A 20,184-nucleotide genomic window follows, 5' to 3' on the forward strand; every position below is an offset into this window, starting at 1 on the left:
CCAGTAAAGGCTATCACCGTTTCGTCTCTTTCCAGCGGGTGCACTGGTCGGAACTCGGTTGCCGAGAGAACTTGGGTATCACGCTACGTAGCCATTTCAGCAGAACATCCCGAAGCGAGGTACGGGGCAAGTGCGCAAGCTGCCGCTGGCAGTCGGTGATGGCGGGACTCGGTCCCTTCGCGGGAAGCTGTCGATGGTCTCATGACGTACGACCAGGAGTGTCTACGTCTCGTCGAATCCGCCGGCGCAAAACCAGTCCGAGTCCGCGAGCGCATCATAGGTCGCCCTTTGCCATGAATTTTCATAGACATCGGCGCAGCTCTCGGCCCGTCCGCGCAAGTCCTTCCTGATCCGTTGTTCGAAGCCTGCCGTTGCGGCCATCTTTCTCAAGGCATAGCGCATGTTGACGATCTCCACCGCGGCATGTGTTGCGTAGAGCGTGCCCAATCTGTAGATGCGAAAGTGAGTTCTCATGCGCTCTGCCTTCACTGCGCCCCAGGATACCGGAGGGATGACAGAGAACCGCACCGCAGCAGGCGTGCCTTCCACGACCTCGCCGAACAGCCACCTCTCATCATCGACCTCGTCGAAGTATGGATGGATAGTCTGCTCGGCAGCGGTTGCCGGGACATGCACGAGCTTGTACTTGTTACAGTCGCTGCAGGCCGGGACCAGATTTATTGCGGTCACGCCAAAGACTGGAAAGCTTGTGATCGGCAGATAGTGATCGAGCTGGTGAACCGTGCCTTGGCCGCACAGCGGACAGATGTCGTTGACACACGCCTTCTTCAGCTTCGCGTATACGTTGCGCGTCCTGCTGCTCTTGACGAAAGTGCCGTTGTATACACGCTCCACCTCTTTTCCTGTGACGTATCCGCCAACATTTTTCGTCCCTGCTAAGGCGTGCAGCGTCGCGCCTTCACCGTTCTCTACATACACCGCTTCGGCTGCTTCTACGCTGGCTACGGCCAGTAGCAGCCGGTTCCTCAGGTCCTCATCCCTGATACTGGATGCACATAGCTCCAGCGCTTCGGCGCCTGTGATGCCAGGTCTCGGCAGGCTACGCATAGTCGTCTCCGTCTCGCTCCGCGATGAGCGCCTGAACGATTGCTTTGGCCTCATCACCCAACTGCCCGCCGAACCTGTTCAGAACCCGCCGATAGGAGGATCCGTCCAACACGGCATCCTGCAATAGCTTGTGAAAACCAGACTTTGTGACCTGCAGGCCGAAGACTTCTCGGGTTAGGACACCTATGTTTTCGCCGAACGTCTCAACAGTCGGACGCTCAACAATGGACCTTCTTCCGCTTCGACGTAGCTTCCATGCACACGACCGAGGTACTTCCTGCAGGACGACCGGCGAGTGCGTCGCCACAATAGCCACGCCGTTCCGGCGGATGAGGAGATCAGACAGGCAGCGCACGAACGAGGCAAGCAGCGGCGGATGCAGATGTCCTTCGGGCTCGTCGAGAAGCACCAGTGTTCGTTCATCGACCAGCTCGACCAGCCGGGTTACAGTCAATAGGACAATGGCATGGCCTGAGCTGAGCTTCTTAAACAGCCTGCGCGCGCGGGTCTTCAGGCTCACATCGCTTTCGTCGTCGAGCAGGGATGTGACATCTGCCTCTGCGAAGAGATCGTCTTCTTCGAGCGTTTTCACAGCCTTGCGCCAGCGCTCCGCCAGCACGCCTGACTGGCACCGTGTCAGGCTATTCGCGAAATCAGTTCCCAGTTCAGCGAAACTCTTCGTCGTCGAATTGCGGTCGGAGGATTCGGCATGCCTGAGGCCGACTTGCTTGCAGCTCATGGCATCCCTTTCTTCTGGCGGCTTCAATTCGAAGTCGTCAAAGGCGCTGAACGAAACGAGTACCAGTCCGGCAAAGGCCACTGCGCCACCGGTATCCTCCGCCAGCATCTCAATCGAGCCAGGGGAGGATCCGTCATCAGCCTCGCGGCCAAGAAGGGCAAGGGTCAACTGCCGCATGCATCGTGTCTTGCCCACGCCGTTGCGGCCAATGAGGACGTGAACGTTCGTCGGCGGCTGAGATTCGGGTGCGACCTCAAAGGTCATCGACGCCGGCGGTGTACGGCCAACCGTGGGCAAGTGGTACGTGAACTGAAACTCAGTGAGCTTGGCATCGCCGCGGGTCAAGCGGTTCAGCCGCCCAGTGACTGTCGAGCCGCGAACGTCTCGCAGAAGTGACTCGCGCATCACCTCTTCATCGCGATGGGCCTCGAAGATACTGAGGTCGGCGGCGCAGTCGCGCAGCCCGATGAAAACGCGCGCCCGAAGTACGTCGCTCAGTTCGTTCAGTGCCTCGTAGTAGCTCTCGCTCTGGCCGAGCGAAAAGTATTTCTCGGGCAGCGAGTTGAAGGTCTCGGGCAAGGCCGGCGCGCGGTGGCCCTGAGAGACTCTCCCGGAGGGCATCAGGCCCTTGTGGCCGATTTTCACCGAGCCGATCTCATGGACCTGGCCTTTTTCGTCGGCGACGTGAAGGAAGAACTGCGTCCTGTACTTGCCCCAGTCGTCCCACTTGTCTGTGTATAGGAAAGCCCTGCGCTTTGCGTCGCCCGGTATCCGTGCGTTCCCGTCGAGTACAGTGAAGAAAATGGCGGCTCTCCCTCGGTAGTTTGTGTTCTCGGCATAACTCTAGCGCTCTGAACGGGCAGGGGCTATGGGCGTCGAGCCCCCAACTGCGTCGCTCGTTGTGCGTCTCAGCTAGGTGCGCACCACTGAGTCATCTCGACTGGTAGCATGTGGCACACTGCCAGCGGAGCTGGTCGGGACAATTATGGAGTGAAGGGATGTCGGTATGATCAGAAGGTTTCGGCTGGAGCAGAAGTCTTATTACGAGAGGCTGGTGATTGCTCAGCGCTTGTCGGACATGCTTGAGAAGTTCCTGGCTGGGCGGCGCGCTCCACTCGCGATCGGCGCTGAACAGGGCGGTATCGAAGAATGGGACGACGTGGTCATCCTCCACACCTCAGACTCCTTTGAGCATCTGCAGGTCAAACGCCAGGCCAGTGATTTCTGCACCAAGAATCCAGATAAGACAAAACACCCGGCCAAGGCATCCAAAGGTGGAACTGCCGGCACTGAGCCCGCGGACTCAGTCATAGACTCGGCATTCGCCAGCCTGGCTAAGCACGCCGGCTTGGGCACTTTCGACTCACTCCCCGACCGTCAGTTTCAGCTGACCCTCGTCGGCGCACACCTGAAGATCAAAAAAGACCTGACCGTGGACCATTTGGATGCCTTGTGCAAACTGTGTCGCCAAGACGGACTTGATCTGGACGAACTTGCCAATCGCAAGGACGGTCCCACCGAACGAACTTATCTTTGGCTCACTACCTGGTGTGGGTTCAAAAACTGGGATCAGATCAGAGACACCCTGCGTCGAGTCACCATAGTCTGCGTAGGCAATGATGCGACCTTGGAGCAACGCTCCGCTGAATCTCTCGGTCGGCACTTTACCGATCCGAAACGGACGCTTGAACGCCTGATAACGTACATCACTAGCGAGACATCTGACGTGTCAGCTTTGGGCTGTCATGCGGTAGTCCGAGAGCTCAAGGACGAGCTTCGCCCAGATATCGAAACCTGGGCTCAGTATCTGTTAGGTGACGAAGTTCTGCCGGCCGGCAGGTCATGGTCATTCGCAGGGACTCATGATCTTGGTGGGGTGGCTCCCCGATCTGCGCAGGGAGTTGTGGAGCACATGTGGAGTAGTGGGCCTGGAAACCGGAAGCTCAGGATATACGCCCCATACACGCCCTCCATCGGGGCGAATCTCACTCTTCCATCTGCAATACTGCGCATGGCTTTGCACCTGCCCAATGGCAGTCAGAGTCTTATGCTAGGCGAACCAACGTGGCGCGGTAGCGTCGGCCATGAAGTCGGGCACACGCTCGGTTGCGCAGAGAGCGACCTGAACAACCTCCCGTGGCTCGAAAACCCTGAGCGTCTTGCGTGCGCGCTGGATCATGAATTCAAGACACAAGGCGCGGCCCGAGCGGAAGCTGATGCGCTCGCAAGCGCCATGGACGACCTGATGTGGCAGCGCCTCATTCAAGGCGTCTCTGAAAAGCTTACCGCCATTACAGATCCGGCCCTCGCTGACGCCATGGAAGCAGTTTGGCTGGAATGGTTGGACGGGTTCGCCAAGAATCCTGGGAGCCGCCGAAAATTTCTGGATCAGCTTCTGTACCCGGAAACAGAAGGGAAAAATGCGAAGCACGCACTTCGCCTTGGCCCTCGCACTTTGGATCTGCTGGTCACCGCAGTTGAAATCCTGTTGCTGGTTGCGGTGGGGGTAGGTGGAAGCGGCACCGACTGGGCGTCCTTCCCGGATTGTGGTCAGGTGCTGAGCATTGCACTCAAATACTGGTCTGGCCCCGCAGGCAGCGCTCCAGAAGTCCGTGAGCTCTCTGACGATCCGTTGGTGACGGTTATTGGCCCTTCACCAGCCCCGGTCGTAATCCTGTCAGGCGTAAGCGCCTCCCCCTCAGAGCTATTGAACATAGGGATGGCTGACGACGCCGAGGCGGCCACCAGCATGGCGGCCGAGCGCCAGCCGCACCTGCTCGTCACCCGGTCAGGGGCGTTTAATCATCTGCGTAGAGGGAGTCTGGCCTCTGTGCGACAACACTTCACTAAGCAATGGCAGGATCGACTGCTTGCCCGCCAGTCAGCCATCGAGGCGAACGCGAAAGGACTCTGAAATGCTAACAATCTCGGAGATGGTTGCAGCCATCTCGAAGCGTGCTGAAGGTCGTTATGAAGTTGCCGTGTCCGATACGTTTGAACTGGCGTCGCCGTCGATTGAGATCGACTCTGCTACGGTGCAGCTCAAACGGGTCAGTCAGGAAGGTGCGGGCTGGCGGACTGTGTTGATCGCAGCCCTTCCCTTCGATTCGGCAAAAATCCAAGGCGCATTTCGGTGGGCAGCGGATGTCCGTGACATGCTTGCGGAGCCGCAAACAGCTGACCTCTACATGTTCATGCTCATCGAAGGCATTGCGTCAGAAGACGCAGCTCGCCTCGAGACGGACGATCGCTTCTGCAGAAAGGTAGTGGTCAGAGAGGAGGAAGATGCCGACTCCTTTCTCGACCGTAGCTTCTTGGCGACCCTTTCGCCCGCCGGCAGCTCAGACAACATCAGCGATCCATTATTGTCGTCTCTGAGTGCTCTTGTCCTAGCGCATTCCTGGGTTGAGCCGTATCGCGACACGTGGCGAGAATTGCTGTTGTCTGGAAGATCTGGCGGAGAGATCGCTGAAGCCTTGAAGGCGGTTGCGTTTGGTGACGAGGACCCCCAATGAAAAATTTGAAGTCCATTACACTTTCCAACATCCGCAGGTTTGGCGCCGACACCACGATTGAGCTCAGCCGCGGGGCAACCATCTTATTGGCCCCCAATGGCACCGGAAAGACCGCGATCTTTGAAGCCATCGAGTTCGGTCTCACCGGCAAGATTTCCCGACTCGACGGGAATCTTTCCCCGATTATCCGAGATTCTCAAATCATGGCTCGCGTGAGCCTCGATTTCGGTGATGTGCAAGCCTCTGCTCAAGTGAGCAACATTGGTGTCGTTGAGAGAACGGGCGACCTCAGCCCTCTTTTCCCAGAGACAGCCCCTGAGGACATTCCGTTTCTGCTGAGGCTTACCCACCTGCTTGATCAGCGTGAAGGGGAATGGCTGGTAAAGGCAGAACCAAAAATCGCAGGGTCTCAGTTGGCACGGTTGCCGATTGGCAAGGATGGCACCCAGGTGAGCTCTGCGCTTGGCGGCATTCGCCGCGCGCTCACAGAGCAACTGAAACAGGCCAAGAGCGCACTCGAAACACTCGAAGCAGAATTTGGTGAATGGCAAAGCCTGATCCTTGACCGGGATCTGGCAGCTTCTCAGTCTCAAGGTGCACTTCGTAGCAAAGAAAACATCGCTGAATCCATTTCGGACATCGCGCGCCAGGCGCAGAGCTTCGAGCAGTTGCCCGCAGGCCTACTTGTGCCACCGCTGGGCCAAGATGGTTTGGAAACGGTGCACGATGCGTTGGAGCAATTGGTACAAGCCAAGCTAGACCGACTTCGTGATCAGATCACGGCGCTGGCTGAGGTTGACGGACTCATAGGCCGGTTTGTTTCTGATCAAGCACGTTCAGAGCAGCTTGGTAACGATCTCATCGCTGTTACTCAGGAGCTTACACAGAAGAAACAAGATCGCGTCCTAGTCGCTGCCAATCATGAGCGACTCCAGCAGGAGTTGGTCACTGCCGAAGGTGAGCGTGATGCTATCGGTCAGCAGCTCAATCGGCACGTGAATGAGACCCAGGCCAAAGAGGCGGTCGATCAACGCAAGCAGGTATTGGAGACCGCTGACAAGACTCTGACCAGCGCTGAGTCCCTGGCCTCCACCTTGCGTAGCCAGCATGAAGGCAACGAGCAGCTCGGCGTCCAACATGACCACATCAACAGACAACGCAAGGCGTTGCTACAGATAGACGCTGACCTTCTCACCGCTCATCAACTCCTGGAGCGCTGGGAGCAGACGATTCAGCACGTTGCAGATGTTACGGGCTCCATCAGTGGTGAAGAGGCAGAAGAGGATGTCCTTCAAGAACAGCTTCGAACTGCGGTTTCATCAAGGATAGCTGCTGAAGCTGAGGAGTTAGCCGCGAAGAGCCATCACGAGACTTTGACCTCGGCCGCTGATTCAATACGGCAAGCCGTTGCGTCCATCGCGGCTCACCTGCCCAGCGATCGCGGTGACTGCCCTTTATGTGGTGAAGAGCACGGAGCAATAATCCTTCATGAACGTGTTGCCAAGGCATTAGAGGCTATCGACCCCAATGTTGTCGACGCCGAACGGCGCGTCAAGAAGGCAGCCGATGCTTTGCGTGAATGCTCAGAGGCGGTAACACACGCCGAAGCAGAATTGAGAGCATGCAAGGATAGAATTGTTGAGCTGGAGTTCCAGCAGGCGGGCCTGGCAGCGGACATCAACGATTTCAGAACCAACATTCTGCTCGGCGGCGATACGGTACCCCTCGCGAAAGAGTCGATCCGACGTCGCGAAGATGCAAATGCTTCAGCCAAGCTCCAGCTGGATGAGAAGCAGAGCAATCTTGCGCCCCCACTAGCCCCCAATGTCTTTGATCAGACCAAAAACGCCTACGATTCGGCTGTTCGTGCATTGGACTCCGCGCGACAGGGCCGATCAGAGGCCAGCAGCAGGCTTGAGCAGGCTACCGCGGCATTGGCAGCAATCACTGCAGACGCTCCGCCAGCACAAACACTGGAAGAGTTGTCCTCGGCGCAGAACCAAAATGCCAATCAGATTGCTGACCTGAGCTCCAAGGTGACGGCCGAGCAATCCGCCTTGGATCGGCAGCAGGTTCAGCTGACCGACGTGACGAATAGGGTATCTGACCTGGAAACCCAGCTATCCGATGCCCAATCTCGACTCGCTACTGCCCGAGCTTCCTGGCGCCAGCTATCGTTCGCCGGCGATCCAACTGCCGAGGTTGCGAGCAGTCGTGAGGCTCAGTTGCAGTCCACGGTCACCGAGCTGGCTCGACACTCAGAAAAGCTACGAACGATCAAAATCGAGATTGGTGCCTGGAGCAAACTGGAGCAGGCGCGCCTGGCTCAGGGGCTCCTGGATCGTCGGCGCGGCGAGCTGTCGGAGGATGAGTTCACTGCAAATCTTCGTCAGCGTATGGAGAAAGAACGATTGAGCCAGAAGCGTCTGTCGCTGCTATCCGATGCGATGGACACGCTCAATCAGTACTTATCCTCCGAAATCGCTAATGTTCAAAAACACGTACTCGCCGTGGTACCGCGATGGCAGGCGCTTCTGAAGCGAGTGGTTAGAGAGCAACGTTTTACCGGGACGAATCTGGATTTTCGCAGCCTGTATAGAAAGGAGCGTGCTGAAGTTTCGGTGCCGCTCCACGGGGAATTAGTCCCGGTACCGGCGATAGCCAGTGAGGCTCAGCTGACGGATTTGCAGCTAACCTTCCTGCTGTCAATGGCGCTGGATCATCAGTGGTCTTCCTGGCGCGGCCTGCTTCTAGACGACCCAACCCAGCATCATGACCTGGTCCATGCTGCGTCGGTATTCGACGTGCTTCGTGATTACATCGTCGATCATGGTTTCCAGGTCGTGATTGCAACCCATGACGCCCTTCAAGCCCGTTACTTCATGCGTAAGCTACAAAACGACGGGATCGAAGCACGTTTATGGTCACTCACACCAACCCCTGACGGCGTTACAGCCTCAGAAAGCCCATGGCCGGTTAGAAGTCAGCTAGCGGTGAATGAGTAGCCACAGCGCTGAGCGCTAGAAGCGATCGTGTCCGTCTATTGAGCGCGCGCGGTCGCCGCTAAATGAGTGTACTAGATGCCAGCATGGCGTTTAAGTTACCGCAGCGCCGACGTGCTGGAGACGAGTGTCCGGTTTTGGCCGATCCTCGCTGGTCGCATCTGTGACATTCATGGGCCAAGTGTAAGCGTCCAGCCAAGTCATCTGCAGGCGATATCCAGCATCAATCCAATGGGCCGGTCAGCGCGGCGCAATGGCGCGATGTGCCGAGAGTTGCGTTCGTTCTTCTGTCGTTCAAAGTCGACTGAATCCTGGAACCAAGAGAAAGACGCCGAAGGCCGAAGGCCTTCGGCTGTCGATAAAGAAACCACCCGTGAGCCGGTTCAGAGCATGGCCGTCGTCAAAGCCGTCCTCTGTCGCAGCATTCGCACTCGACCCGTGTCGTGGCTGGGGTCGAAATCCTTTGGCACGCATCCGCGCACAAAGGGCGCCCGTTGTTTCACCGGTGGGCGCCGGCACTGAATACCGTTCGACCCGAGGGGTCTCCTGGCGGCTCGTGTTCAGGTCGGCAGCAAGGCACCAGGAGACCCCTCGGGGAAGCGGAAGCACGCAGAGTAGGGGATCGCGACATGCCGATTGCGGAGGATTTCGCCTTCTCGGCGCCGGCCATCTGCCGGCAGCGTGCACACATTGCAGAAGGATGGGGTGTGCTGGGTTCCTCGCGGGAGCGAGGTCTGCGTATCGACTGTGATCGATACGATGGGGGAGGTGGAGCCTGGCTACTTCGACTGCGGCGACGGCTTGCTCACCGAGCGGCGTTTCCCGCCAGCTTGCCGGCCGGTCTGGATGGGAACAGCGCCCTTGCAGTCAGGGTAGCGACTGCAGGACCAGAAGGGGCCGGTTTTACCCTTGCGTTGTCGTGTGACGTTGCCGCACAAGGGGCATGCAGGCCCATCAGGCAGACGGATGGAAAGAGTGGTGCCACGGTACTGCTGCACGAGCTGCGCAACCCAGGCGGATTGCTTGTCGACGAATGCGTCTAGCGTCATCTGGCCCACCTCGATCATGTCCAGCGCCTGTTCCCAGATGGCGGTCGTGCCGGGATCGGCGATGGCTGCCGGTACGGCGTCGATAAGCGTGAAAGCTGGCTCAGACGCGCGGACGGCACGGCCTTTTTTGAGCAGATAGCCTCGGTCAAGCAGGCCTTTGATGATGCTGGCGCGTGTTGCCTCGGTGCCAATCCCGGTCGTGTCCTTCAGCTTTTGTTTCAGACGTGGGTCGCTCACCAGTTTTGCCACCCCCTTCATCGCCTTGATCAGTTCACCCTGGGTGTAGGGCCTCGGTGGCAGGGTCTTCAACGCCTTCAGCTCGACCTGTCCTATGTTGCAATGAGTGCCGTTGGCCAATGGCGGCAGGATCTGACTACGCTGTGCCGATTCGTCGTCCCCGGTCTCCGGCGTGCTATGACCTAGCGCCAGATGCCAGCCCGGTACCACGACCAGCTTGCCGGTCGCCTGCAATGTTTGCCCGTTGCAGGTGAACAGCGCCACGGTGCGATCGAATTCGTGATGAGGTAGGAACTGCGCCAGGTAGTGCGCCCGGATCAGCCGATAGACTGCCAGTTCCTTCTCGCTCATCGCCGCTAGCTTCGCAGGTTCGAGCGTTGGAATGATGCCGTGGTGGGCGGTGACTTTGCTGTCGTTCCACGCCCGTGAACGCTGTGCCCGGTCGAGCTGAGCGAGCAGCGGGCGCAGGCCAGGGTCGGTCGCGACTAGGGCATCGAGCACTGCCGGCACTTCCGCCAGCATGTTCTCAGGCAGGTAGCCCGAGTCGCTACGCGGGTAGGTCGTCGCCTTGTGCGTCTCGTACAGCGACTGCGCGATGTCCAGCGTCTCCTGTACGTCGAGGCCGAGTTGCCGCGAGCACACCTCCTGCAAGGTTCCCAGGTCGAACGGCAGTGGCGGGGCTTCGCGCACGCGCTCGGTGTCTACCGACATGACTTGGGCCTCGCGTGTCGCGCGAATGCGATCAAGCGCCTGTTGCGCCACCGCTTGTTGTAGGCAGCGCCCCGAGGCATCTGTGGTGCCATCTGGCGGTATCCAACTCGCGGTAAAGAACTGGCCGGCCTGGGAAAGTGACACCTCCACGGCCCAGTACGGCACCGAGATGAAACATGCGATCTCCCGGTCGCGGAAAACAACGAGCGCGAGCGTAGGCGTTTGCACCCGGCCGACCGAGAGCACTCCGTCGTAGCCGCCCTGGCGGCCGAGCAGGGTGAATAGCCGGCTCAGATTCATGCCGATCAGCCAGTCGGCACGCGAGCGGGCGAGGGCGGAGTAATAGAGCGGCAGGGTTTCGGCTGACGGTTTGAGGGCGCCGAGTGCTGTGCGGATCGACGCATCATTCAGTGCCGACAGCCACAGCCGCTGGATCGGACCGCGGTAACCACACAGGTCGATGAGTTCGCGGGCGATCAGCTCGCCCTCGCGATCCGCGTCCGTGGCGATCACCAGTTCACTGGCGTGGGCCAGCAGTTGCTTGACGATCTTGAACTGCGCAGCGGTCGCAGTCTTGGGCTCGACGCGCCAGCGCTTAGGGATAATGGGCAGGTGCTCGAGGGTCCAGCGCTTGTACTGTTCGCCATACCCTTCGGGCGGGACCGCTTCGACCAGATGCCCAATGCACCAAGTCACGATGGTGCCGGAGCCGCTGTAGCAGCCGGTGCCACGTTCCCCAGCGCCCAGGACGCGGGCGATGTCCTTGCCCTGGGATGGCTTCTCGCACAAGAACACGCGCATAAGGCCTCCTGGGAACGCTGGCGATCGTCGAATGATCGTCAGCATTCCCGCCGGCCATGTTCACGGCAGCAATCAACGCGGCAGCGACTGACACCAGGATGTACGGCGGCAGTGTGCAGCAGGTGCCATGTATCAGAGCGTGGAGGGATGAAGCAGTAGCTCAATGACCAGAAGCATCGTTCAGAGGGCGCCGCTGGAACTCAGTGGAACTCAGTAGAACTATCCCCCGGGGATAGTTCTACTGACTGCTGCTGCGCGCGGTTAGTCGGTGGTGGGGGATGGCTCAGCGGCCGGTTTCTGGCTCAACGTTACCGCGTCGAGCCGGTACGGCAGGATGCCGATACGCCGGGCCTCGATCTTGAACGTCACGCGTTCGTTCTCGTCGGCGTCTTCCCATTCATCGCGCACCGTGCGGCCCTCCACCAGGACGCGCATGCCTTTCCGATACAGCGTTTGCCAGTGCGCGGCGTCGCGGTGCCACAACTCCACGGGGGCCCAGAAGCCGCCTCGGTCCTCGAAGCCCTCCTTGGTTGGAACCGGGTTGTCGAAGTAGACGTTTAGGCGCAGCAATCGCCGCGGCTCATCGTTGCCGTTGGGGAACTCCCTGAACTCCGGCGCAGAGCCGATGTTGCCTTCGCCAACAAAGTGCGTGCTCATAGTGACTCCTTGGGGGGCGTGGTGCGGGGGGAAGCGGCGTCGCCGTGGACACGCCGCAGGTAGGTCGACTCAGCCTGGGCCAGCTTGCTGGCGCACTCCTGGGCCTGGCGGCCCAGGGTGTGCAGCAGGCTGATTTGCATGTTCAGCACGATGCGCTGGACCTCCATGGCATAGAGGTCGTCAATCAGTGTGTCGGGCGTGGTGAGGCTGGTGAGCAGCTCCTGCCACAGCACCACACCCATCGCGGAGCGGTCGGGCTTGCGCCATCGCAGAAAGGTGGTGCCTGCGCCCGTGGTCTGCTGGGCCAGCTGGACGGGGAGCAGGCGGAAGGGGTAGGCGTCGGTCTGAGCCAGGATTCGCTGCTGTGCCAGTACGACCAGGTCATCGCGGAGCGCGTGGCACTGACTGGCCCAGTCCGTAAGCGTCCCCTTACCCTTAAAAGGACGTAAAAGGCCTTTTAGCGAGGCGGCCTGTTCCAGGCGCTGGAAGTCAGCCTGTTCCAAGGGGTAAAAGCGTCGAGCCGGTGCCGCTGGAGTGAGTGTCATGCTGGCTCATCCTCATCACTGACGGCGGCCGTGATCAGCAAATCGCTGGCCTCAACCTGGAACTCGTCGTCGCTCTCGGCCCCAGGATGTGCCGATGCGGCCAGCGCCGAGCGCCGGACAATGGGCGGCGCATAGCGGGAGCGTCGGGTGCCTTCGAGCACCTCCTCTGGCAGTTCGCCAAATTTCTCGATAGCCGCTCGCGCTGCCGCATTCTTGGCGGCGAAATCATCTCGCACGCATCCTGAGAAGCGATACTGCTGGGCCAGCGAAAAAAGGCTGCGCAGAGCGTGGGCCCCTTCGTTGAGCCAGCGCTCGAGCGTGCTGCGATCGATCAGCGCCGTGTGATGCGCGAGAATCAGCTTCCGGGCGAGGTCGTCGTAGTCGGCCAGTAGGTAGACGGCCACGAACCCCAGCTGCGCGTTCACGAACAGCGGCAGCTTCACCGGCTGAACATTCAGGTTTTCCCCGAGTGTCAGTGCAGGCGGCACGTCGGCCAGGGCTTGATCCACTTGTTCTCGCAAGGCCTGCAGGGTGTCCTTGGTCTGCGCCAGTTTTTCCTCGATGCGCAGCATCCACCAGTCGCTGTAAGGATCATCCTGCTCGGCGCCGCGCTTCATCTTGTTCATCACGGCAATGAAGCCATTGAGCCCGACGATAGCGGGACGTCCCTCCGCGGCGGTGCGGCCGTGCCAGATGCGCGAGGCATGGTGGGTGTGCAGCGTCAGCGACATCGCGGCGCGAAGCGATCCGAGGTTCAGTTGCAGGGTGTCGTTGGCCATGGGAGCGACTCGCGGTAGAGTAACGAGTCGCCAGCTTGGGGGGCGAGGGGAAGGCAGTCAGTCAACTAACCGCACACAAGCCCAGCCTGGTTGGTGGATCGCGGAAGGCACACTGTTGCAACTATCCCCTGGGGATAGCGCCAGGGAGTTCCACTGGAGCTAATCTGCCCGTCATGGATCCGGGGCCAGGAGGGCGTGCAGGTGTGCCAGGTGGGTCTGGGCGACTTCGGGGCGCGCTGGCCGGTGATCGCTTGCGGACGGTCCGGCGGGGGGCACGGTGTTGCTCTTTCCTTGTCCAGCCCAGGCCTTGAATTCGCCGCGGATGGCTTTCTGGATGATGCCGAACAGATAACCGGCGGGTTTACGGACTTCGCTGTTGCGACAGCGCACGGCCCATTCATCCAGCACGGCTTGTCGCTGTTCGGCCTCGACCTGGCGCAGCGCAACCAGCGCGCCGGCCTGCTGTTCCTCTTTCAACGCCAGGAAACGCTCGGGTAGCCGCAGGTCTTGGAGCTCCTGCGCACGCGGTACAGTACGTACGGCTTTAATACGAGTACTGAGTACTTCAGTACGGTCCTGCTTCGGATTCCGAAGAGGGGCGTCGTGGCTGGGGTTTTCACCTGCTTCGGAATCCGAAGAGGGCGGTTCACCATTCCGAAGAGGGGCCTCGCGGCCCACTTCGGATTCGTGTTCCTGTTCCCTGGTTTGATCACTGGTGAGTGTGCCCACTTCACCGGGCGCCAGGCGCTGGGCCAGCACCTGCAGCCGCGTCGGCAGGGCGCGACCGCTGAGCAGCGGGTCGTCGGCCAGCTCCTGGATGGCCCGGTAACCTACCTGTCGAATCGCCTTGCTGGCATGGTTGAGCGCATGGCTCACCAGGCCCAGGTACTCAGGGTCGAGTTGCATGGCTTCGTAAGGGGTAAGGGGCTCGTCGTGCAGCACGTACAGGTTGCCCTGGAGGCGCCCGGTCCGGGCGTCGCGCCGTCGGCGCACAAGACTGAGCCAGCGAGTCAGGCGCAGCAGGATCAGGGCACGCGCCACAGTTTCGTGCGAAGCCTGCTCCGCACAGGGGGTCGAGGCCAGATAGGACCGCAGGTGGTCGTAGGTGGGAAAGGCCGTCACCCCATCGTCGTTGAGCAGGAGTCGAAAGACCTGCCAGGCATTACGCTCCAGCGGTGTCAGGCGTCGGTCGAGAAACAGCGCGCGGGGTACGCTTTCATGGCGATTGCCGCTGTAGAGGAACCCGTCGCTGGCTGGGGCGGTATTTGTTGCGGGCGCCAAATTCCGCAGCGCGTCGTCGAGCAGCGTGGACAGCGAGCTGGGGCCGGCCGCTTGCTGGCTTGGCGGCACCATGGGTTACACCAAGCCTTGATCGATCCAGCTGTGTATTGCCGCCCAGATTACGGACATGGGTAAGGACAGTGACTCGGCCAGATCCATCGCTAACGTCAGCATCGCACTGTCATCGTTCAGGGTGATCCCGCGCTCGTCCATGGTGGACTTCCAGCGCTTCCACAGGGTGGTCTCCTGTTCCTCGTTCAAGACGGGATGCCGGCCCTTGCGTTTGGGCAGTCCGATGATGTCGCGGCGTAGTGCGACTTCTTGGTGGGTCAAACCGTAGAAGGTGCTGACCATCTCGGTACTGGCGCCCAGGCGCAACATGCGATCGACCGTGGCGATCTCCTGCTCGATGTCGTTCAGCTGGCTGACCAGGCGCCAGAGGACGTCCGTATTCACCTTCACCGAGCACCAGGGCACCTGTGCGTTGGCCAGCAAGCTCACCAAGGCGGGTTGCTTCAGGACATCCAGCTCTTTCTCGCTGAAGCCCATGGACAGGCAGCGGCGAAGTTGGCCGTTTCGCAGGTCGTGTAAGGCTTGGGCAACGACCGCCTGGTTCAAGGGATGAGGTGTCGACATGAAAGCCTCCGGCCTCTTTCAATGATCGGACTTGTCTGGATTGGCTTCCAGATCGACTAGTCGGCGGGCAAGCCGAACCAGTCGGAAAAGCTTGACCAAGCCGTTATCGCTCAGACGGGGAAGGGCTTCTGGGAGTCTGCTCCCGGTCCCCAGCAGCAGGGTGCCCAGATTGTCCGCCAACTGGAGATCGCAACTGTCGAAGGGGGAGGGCTGTGTGGCGTCGTGGACACTCAGGGTGTGCAGGAGCGCGAGCACCGTACGGCCGAACGCGGAAATCAGCATGGCGGGTTGGGGGGGTATACACGTGAAGCCGATGCCGGTATTGACTGCTTCTATGCAATCACTCAGCTCGGCTTCCTCGGCGATTTCCCGAGCGAATTGAACAATGTGAATCCGCAGTCGGTCCGGTGAATCCAGAGTGGATTCGATGTACCAGACGTCGGTAATCGGAAACAGCCCGCCCGCCTGGACGGGGATTGCCTGCAGCACAGCGTCGGCAAACCGCGGCACTGCTTCACCGGTTTGCTCAGCCACCAGTTGCTGGATGGCCTGCAGGCGTTCGGTGCTGACGGCTGGCGTGACGATATGCTCCTGCAGGTGCGCCTCCTCCGTACCACTAACTTGGGTAGCGTTCGGCATTTGCGGCTGCACCGGCGAAGGCGGCAGGGCCACGTCAAGCGCTGGTGATGCTGCCGCCGGCGAGAGCGCTTCAGCGTTATCGGCCGGAATTGAGGGCGGTACCGACTTGACGGTAGGAGCACGCTCGGATTTTGCGGGCGTGACAGTGAGTGAGGGTTCGACGGTAGCCGTTGGCGTGCTGATGACCGCGCGCTGCCGGTGCTCGGTGCTATCGATGTCCAATTCCAGCACGTTGTAGTCGGCGTCGAGCAGCTCCGCCATTTGACCGATCAGTTCGTCCCTGACCCGTCCGACGGAGAAACCGTCGGGCTGCGCATCGAAGGGAGCGAGGACGTCGTGGAACAGCGTCTCGAATTCGATGCTGAGGACCTTCAAACCGGCGTATTTCTGCCAGGTGAGCTCGGCCGCCTTGCGCAACACCGCTAACCGTTCGACCTGGTGTCGTCCCAGACCGTTGTACAGCACGTTGGGAATCACCGGCAGTAGGTAGCGCACCGTGTCCTGCATGCGGCTGATGTGGGACTGCTGAATCGGATAGCCGTCGGCGCTGAGGCAACGGGCGAGTTCGGATTGCGACAGCGGCTTGCCACTGTCTTGCTCATAGAGTTCGCGCGCTTTTTCGACACCGAGCGCGCGTTCCACGAAGGTCAGGCCACCATGCAATTCGTTCTCCGCCAGGTGGCCGGTCAGGGCAATGATTTCGCCGCGTTCGGGCCAGGGACGGAACAGGCAGGGAATGCGGAAGAAACGCTCGTCCTTCGTCTCAGACCACAGCTCGCGCAGGATGGCCAGTCGAGTATTACCGCCATTACGGATGATGTAGTGCTCAGCACCGGGTCTTCGGGTGATCGACGGCGGCGCATCTAGGCCACGCTCTCGGATCGAGGCCTTGATCTCAGCGTAGAGGGAGTTGCGCGTGATCCGTGGATCGAGTTCGTATGGACGCAACTCGTCCAGGGTGACGACCATCGGGGTTTCGACCAAGGGGGCGGTCAGTGCCTGCGCGACGGGGCCGTTGCGCGAAAAACTATCGGCCATCAGCTTCCCGGCCATTTCCTCTGGCGTGACGTTAGCCATTCCATGCTCCCTGCAGGCACCGACCACCTCGGCGCTTCCGTGCCCCCCCGTTTTCGTTTGCTCGATAGTCGCTGGCTGTCGAGCTGGTGAAGATCGGCGACAGGCCCGGCTTGGTGAACGTCAGGTGACCGCCCGCGGTGTGGTGTACCTTCCAGTCTTCGCGCAAGGCAAACACCACCAGCGGCAGTAGCCGTTTGTGGTTGCAGCAGAGCTCATGAGCGCTCGACATGGGATTGTCTCCCACCGCTGCGGCCGGTCACCCGGGCAAATGGCTCCTGCCACTGCGGACAGAGTTCTGTGGCGAGGCCACGCATGGTCTCCAAGGCCGCCGGTGCCTGGCGCCCGCTTGGCCGACGAGATTCGATCCGGTGGACGGGCTGGCTCGAGGTGGCGGCGCGAGGGAAGGCCTCAATGGCGGGCAGCTCAGTGTGCAGTACATCGACTCCGGGGTGCTCACGGAAGATCAGGCGCAGGGTCTCCTGGATCAACCTAGCGTTTGATGAAACGGCGGGTACACGGTTGATCAGCAAATGCAGGCGCGGCGGTTGGATGCCCAGATGGCGGTACGGGCTGATCGCGTCGACCAGTTGCAGCGTGCCCCGTTGCAGTTCGCGGGCAGCCAGAATTTCCGGCGTGATCGGGGAGACGGCCAGGTCGGCGGCGAGCATGGCCATCTCCAGCAAGACACTGCGGGCGCCTTGGGTGTCGATCAGCACTAGGTCGTAGTGGGGCTGGAACAGCGGCAGGAGATTGCGTAAGCGCAAGCGTCCATCGGCTGCATGCAGCAGCAGCGATCCTAATAACTGCTGGTGGTCGTCGTTGGACAGCACAACATCCAGGCCATTGATGCTGGTTTGAGAAACCAGCTGCGACAGGGTTGGCTCGTTGAAGGCCAGCAACTCGTAGATGCCGCAGGGAGCGCGGCGGACGAGTTCGTAGTAGGACGACAGCGTAGGCTGCACATCTAGGTCAATCAGCAGCACCCGCTTGCCGGCGTCAGCAACAAATCCGCCCAGATTGGCCGCGACCGTGGTTTTGCCGACACCGCCCTTAGTCGAGATGATGGCAATCACCTGCATGGCGCGCTCCTCGTCAGTGGTGGAGCGACCTCAAACGCGCTCTTGGAGGCGTTCGGTGATCCAGGCGTCGATCTCGACGGAATCCCAGCCGACCGCACGAACGCCCAGGCGCATGGCCTTCGGGAATTTGCCTTCCTTCATCAGGTTGTAAATATGGGCGCGCTTGAAGCCGGTCTTGGCTTCAACTTCAGCGCGGCGGAGGATGCGGTGCTCGGCAGTCGCAGTTTGCTCAGTGGACATAGTGGTCACTCCTTTATGCTTGGTAGCACTCGTAGGCGTGACCGGTAGTACAAGAGCGTCAGTCCATTGAGCGCATCAAACAATCGGATCGTGCTGACCACCAGCTTCATCGGAGAGCCGTGGCATTCGGCTGTTCCGATTTCCTGCTGGTTTGATGGCGTACACCGTCAAGCCGATCCGCAGGCGGTTCACTATTGGTAGCGTTTCTGAGGCAATCAAGGCCCAAATGTAACAGAGCTCTGCTATGGGACTGATGAGCTGACGAGTTCGTATCATTGCGTCGCCCAGATGACGAAATCAGTCAGGTAGGGTGGGAGTGGGTTCTCGCAGCTGCTTGGGGCCTGCGGCCGGCAGCCATCCGGGGCTGCAGATTGCGATCTGGCGTGCGTTCCGTGGCGATCTGACATTTAAGGTCCGGGACGTGACGAAAACAAAACGACCCTGGCGATGGAACCAGGGTCATAGTGCTCGTTTAGGGAGCGTTCATCAGGGGGGGAGCTACCTCACCAACTTGCTGGGCGCGGGCGAGGAATCTGCTTAGCTCCTCCGAGCGCGGTTTATCCAGCATGGTCATGAACGTCGCAGTGCTCGGTACATCGTCCGTGACAGGGCGGACGATAACGTCGGGTTGACTGTACAGCATGATTTGCGATGCCAGTCCAACACCAATGCCGTAACCCGCCGCCACCAACATCATCATCGGTTCATGCCCTGAAACATATTCAGCGTTCGAGGGCAACGGCAGCGTGCGCTCGCAAAACCAGCGGCTGATGACATTGTATCCACCCGAGCACAACACGGGATGGCAAAGAATCAAGGCATGCCGGGCGACTTCCTGGAGGGGAATCTTCTCGAGAGAAAGGAGAGGGTGGTTTCTGGGAATGGCGATGACAGGGCGGTCGGTCCAGACGACTTCTTTGACGAGTCCTTTGCTGAGTTCGGTGTGCATGGTGAAGCCGGCATCAATCTGGTCATGCTCCAATGCCTTGACCATCTCGCTGACAGTCATTTCGATGATCTTCACCTCGGTGAGGGGTTCCTCTTCGCGGCAACGCGCCAACAATTTGATCAGACTGGGTTGTGCAAGGCTGTCTGTCAGACCGATGCGAAGCCGGCCTCGATAGCCTTTCTCAGCTGCATGTACGCGGGCCTGAGCGCCCTCCATGAAACTGAGCATGCGACAGGCTTCTTCCCGGAAAACTTCGCCCGCCCATGTCAAATGCAGGCGCCCTTTTGTGCGCAGGAACAAACGAACGCCCAACTCTGACTCCAGTTCTTTGATGGCACGAGAGAGGGGCGAAGGTTCGATGTGGACTCTGGAAGCCGCCCGCGAAAAGCTCAGCTCTTCGGCGACGACCAGGAAGTAGTGTAGGTAACGTATCCGCATACAACGGCCTCCATGCGTGGCTGTGCTCCTCAAGAACGGACGTAAACATCCGGTCTTGAGGGCAGGAAATGCAGGTGGATCCGTCCGCCTGTAGATTGCTCATTGAAATTCCTTGGTGATTGCTAGCCCTTGCCTCCTCACGACTGACATAGGGATTAGGGCGATTAGTCCTGACTGTCCCTCTGGATATCCCGTGTCGTTCGTTCTCAGAGTTGGTTGCTCCGTCGCCGCGGGAGGATGAGACATTCTTGGATTGGCCGTGGCTGCTGGAACGGGCGTCCTTCATAGAGGGGCGGACCCGGGCAAAGTTCCCAGGCCTGGGTGGTCACGAATTGGGCGGAGAGACGGCTGGCTAGCGCCATCCTGCTGTTTCGAAAGAAAAAATCGCAGAGGGGGTTGCCTAGCACCCTCGAACAAGTCCATAATTGCGTCCGCTGCTGAGGCAGTGGTTGCGGAAAGCTCTTATAAATCAAAGAGTTAGAGACTGGGTCCGAGTCTCGTTTCCCGCTCCAGATTCAAAAGCAGGGCCAAGGCCTTGCTTACCCAGTCCCGATAAGGGGTTGGGCGCACCTAGAGTGCGGGCTGTAAAGGTTGTATGCGGGAATAGCTCAGTTGGTAGAGCACGACCTTGCCAAGGTCGGGGTCGCGAGTTCGAGTCTCGTTTCCCGCTCCAATTTCAGTCCCCTTCGTCTAGTGGCCTAGGACACCGCCCTTTCACGGCGGTAACAGGGGTTCGAGTCCC

16 protein-coding genes and 1 tRNA gene are annotated in these 20,184 nt (G+C 60.0%); 4 read left to right on the forward strand and 13 right to left on the reverse strand.

Annotated features, from left to right (window positions below; translation table 11 throughout):
• Positions 1-222: 222 nt before the first annotated feature.
• Together E8F06_RS26530 and E8F06_RS26535 are read right to left on the reverse strand one after the other, a co-directional pair.
• A complete protein-coding gene (locus tag E8F06_RS26530; RefSeq protein ID WP_280359708.1) occupies positions 223-1,068 on the reverse strand; it encodes a hypothetical protein in 846 nt (281 codons plus the stop codon).
• The gene (locus E8F06_RS26535; protein WP_280359709.1) at positions 1,061-2,452 is read right to left on the reverse strand and encodes an AAA family ATPase; all 1,392 of its coding nucleotides are present in this window, start codon (positions 2,450-2,452) and stop codon (positions 1,061-1,063) included. Before E8F06_RS26535 ends, E8F06_RS26530 begins: the two co-directional genes overlap by 8 nt.
• 361 nt (positions 2,453-2,813) lie before the next feature.
• Between E8F06_RS26535 and E8F06_RS26540 the strand changes: the two genes are divergently transcribed.
• The 3 genes from E8F06_RS26540 to E8F06_RS26550 are packed head-to-tail and all read left to right on the forward strand — an operon-like array spanning position 2,814 to position 8,327.
• Positions 2,814-4,721: an ABC-three component system protein gene (locus tag E8F06_RS26540; protein ID WP_280359710.1), complete on the forward strand. Its 1,908-nt coding sequence runs from the start codon at positions 2,814-2,816 to the stop codon at positions 4,719-4,721.
• 1 nt (position 4,722) lies between these two features.
• On the forward strand, positions 4,723-5,322 hold the full coding sequence (locus E8F06_RS26545; protein ID WP_280359711.1) for an ABC-three component system middle component 1: 600 nt from the start codon (positions 4,723-4,725) through the stop codon (positions 5,320-5,322).
• On the forward strand, positions 5,319-8,327 hold the full coding sequence (locus tag E8F06_RS26550; protein ID WP_280359712.1) for an AAA family ATPase: 3,009 nt from the start codon (positions 5,319-5,321) through the stop codon (positions 8,325-8,327). Before E8F06_RS26545 ends, E8F06_RS26550 begins: the two co-directional genes overlap by 4 nt.
• A 776-nt stretch (positions 8,328-9,103) precedes the next feature.
• Here the strand turns inward: E8F06_RS26550 and E8F06_RS26555 are convergent.
• From E8F06_RS26555 to E8F06_RS26605, 11 genes are all read right to left on the reverse strand, one after another.
• Positions 9,104-11,122 carry a DNA topoisomerase III gene (locus E8F06_RS26555; RefSeq protein ID WP_280359713.1) on the reverse strand — a complete coding sequence of 673 codons (2,019 nt, stop codon included), beginning with the start codon at positions 11,120-11,122 and terminating at the stop codon, positions 9,104-9,106.
• A gap of 261 nt (positions 11,123-11,383) precedes the next feature.
• Entirely contained in the window at positions 11,384-11,779 is a 396-nt protein-coding gene (locus E8F06_RS26560; RefSeq protein WP_280359714.1) for a single-stranded DNA-binding protein, read from the reverse strand.
• Complete coding sequence (locus tag E8F06_RS26565; protein ID WP_280359715.1) at positions 11,776-12,324, reverse strand: DUF3158 family protein; 549 nt, start codon at positions 12,322-12,324, stop codon at positions 11,776-11,778. The genes E8F06_RS26560 and E8F06_RS26565 overlap by 4 nt, the downstream gene beginning before the upstream one ends.
• Complete coding sequence (locus E8F06_RS26570) at positions 12,321-13,103, reverse strand: PFL_4669 family integrating conjugative element protein (RefSeq protein ID WP_280359716.1); 783 nt, start codon at positions 13,101-13,103, stop codon at positions 12,321-12,323. Before E8F06_RS26570 ends, E8F06_RS26565 begins: the two co-directional genes overlap by 4 nt.
• A 171-nt stretch (positions 13,104-13,274) precedes the next feature.
• Positions 13,275-14,456, reverse strand: coding sequence for an STY4528 family pathogenicity island replication protein (locus E8F06_RS26575; protein WP_280359717.1), 1,182 nt, complete (start codon positions 14,454-14,456; stop codon positions 13,275-13,277).
• A 3-nt stretch (positions 14,457-14,459) separates the two neighbouring features.
• Positions 14,460-15,020 carry a DUF2857 domain-containing protein gene (locus E8F06_RS26580; RefSeq protein WP_280359718.1) on the reverse strand — a complete coding sequence of 187 codons (561 nt, stop codon included), beginning with the start codon at positions 15,018-15,020 and terminating at the stop codon, positions 14,460-14,462.
• Between the two features lie 18 nt (positions 15,021-15,038).
• Complete coding sequence (locus tag E8F06_RS26585; RefSeq protein ID WP_280359719.1) at positions 15,039-16,736, reverse strand: ParB family protein; 1,698 nt, start codon at positions 16,734-16,736, stop codon at positions 15,039-15,041.
• Positions 16,729-16,965 carry a type II toxin-antitoxin system HicA family toxin gene (locus tag E8F06_RS26590; protein WP_280359720.1) on the reverse strand — a complete coding sequence of 79 codons (237 nt, stop codon included), beginning with the start codon at positions 16,963-16,965 and terminating at the stop codon, positions 16,729-16,731. Before E8F06_RS26590 ends, E8F06_RS26585 begins: the two co-directional genes overlap by 8 nt.
• Positions 16,949-17,815, reverse strand: a complete 867-nt coding sequence (locus E8F06_RS26595; protein WP_280359721.1) for a ParA family protein — start codon at positions 17,813-17,815, stop codon at positions 16,949-16,951. The genes E8F06_RS26590 and E8F06_RS26595 overlap by 17 nt, the downstream gene beginning before the upstream one ends.
• Positions 17,816-17,845: 30 nt before the next feature.
• Positions 17,846-18,055 (reverse strand): AlpA family transcriptional regulator, encoded by a 210-nt coding sequence (locus tag E8F06_RS26600; RefSeq protein ID WP_088192281.1) that lies wholly within the window; start codon positions 18,053-18,055, stop codon positions 17,846-17,848.
• Positions 18,056-18,527: 472 nt separating this feature from the next.
• Positions 18,528-19,442 (reverse strand): LysR family transcriptional regulator, encoded by a 915-nt coding sequence (locus E8F06_RS26605; protein ID WP_280359722.1) that lies wholly within the window; start codon positions 19,440-19,442, stop codon positions 18,528-18,530.
• A 597-nt stretch (positions 19,443-20,039) separates the two neighbouring features.
• Between E8F06_RS26605 and E8F06_RS26610 the strand changes: the two genes are divergently transcribed.
• A tRNA-Gly gene (locus tag E8F06_RS26610) sits at positions 20,040-20,115 on the forward strand.
• Positions 20,116-20,184 lie beyond the last annotated feature (69 nt).

The organism is Pseudomonas sp. BN411, assembly GCF_029871235.1.
In the GTDB taxonomy this organism is placed as follows: domain Bacteria; phylum Pseudomonadota; class Gammaproteobacteria; order Pseudomonadales; family Pseudomonadaceae; genus Metapseudomonas.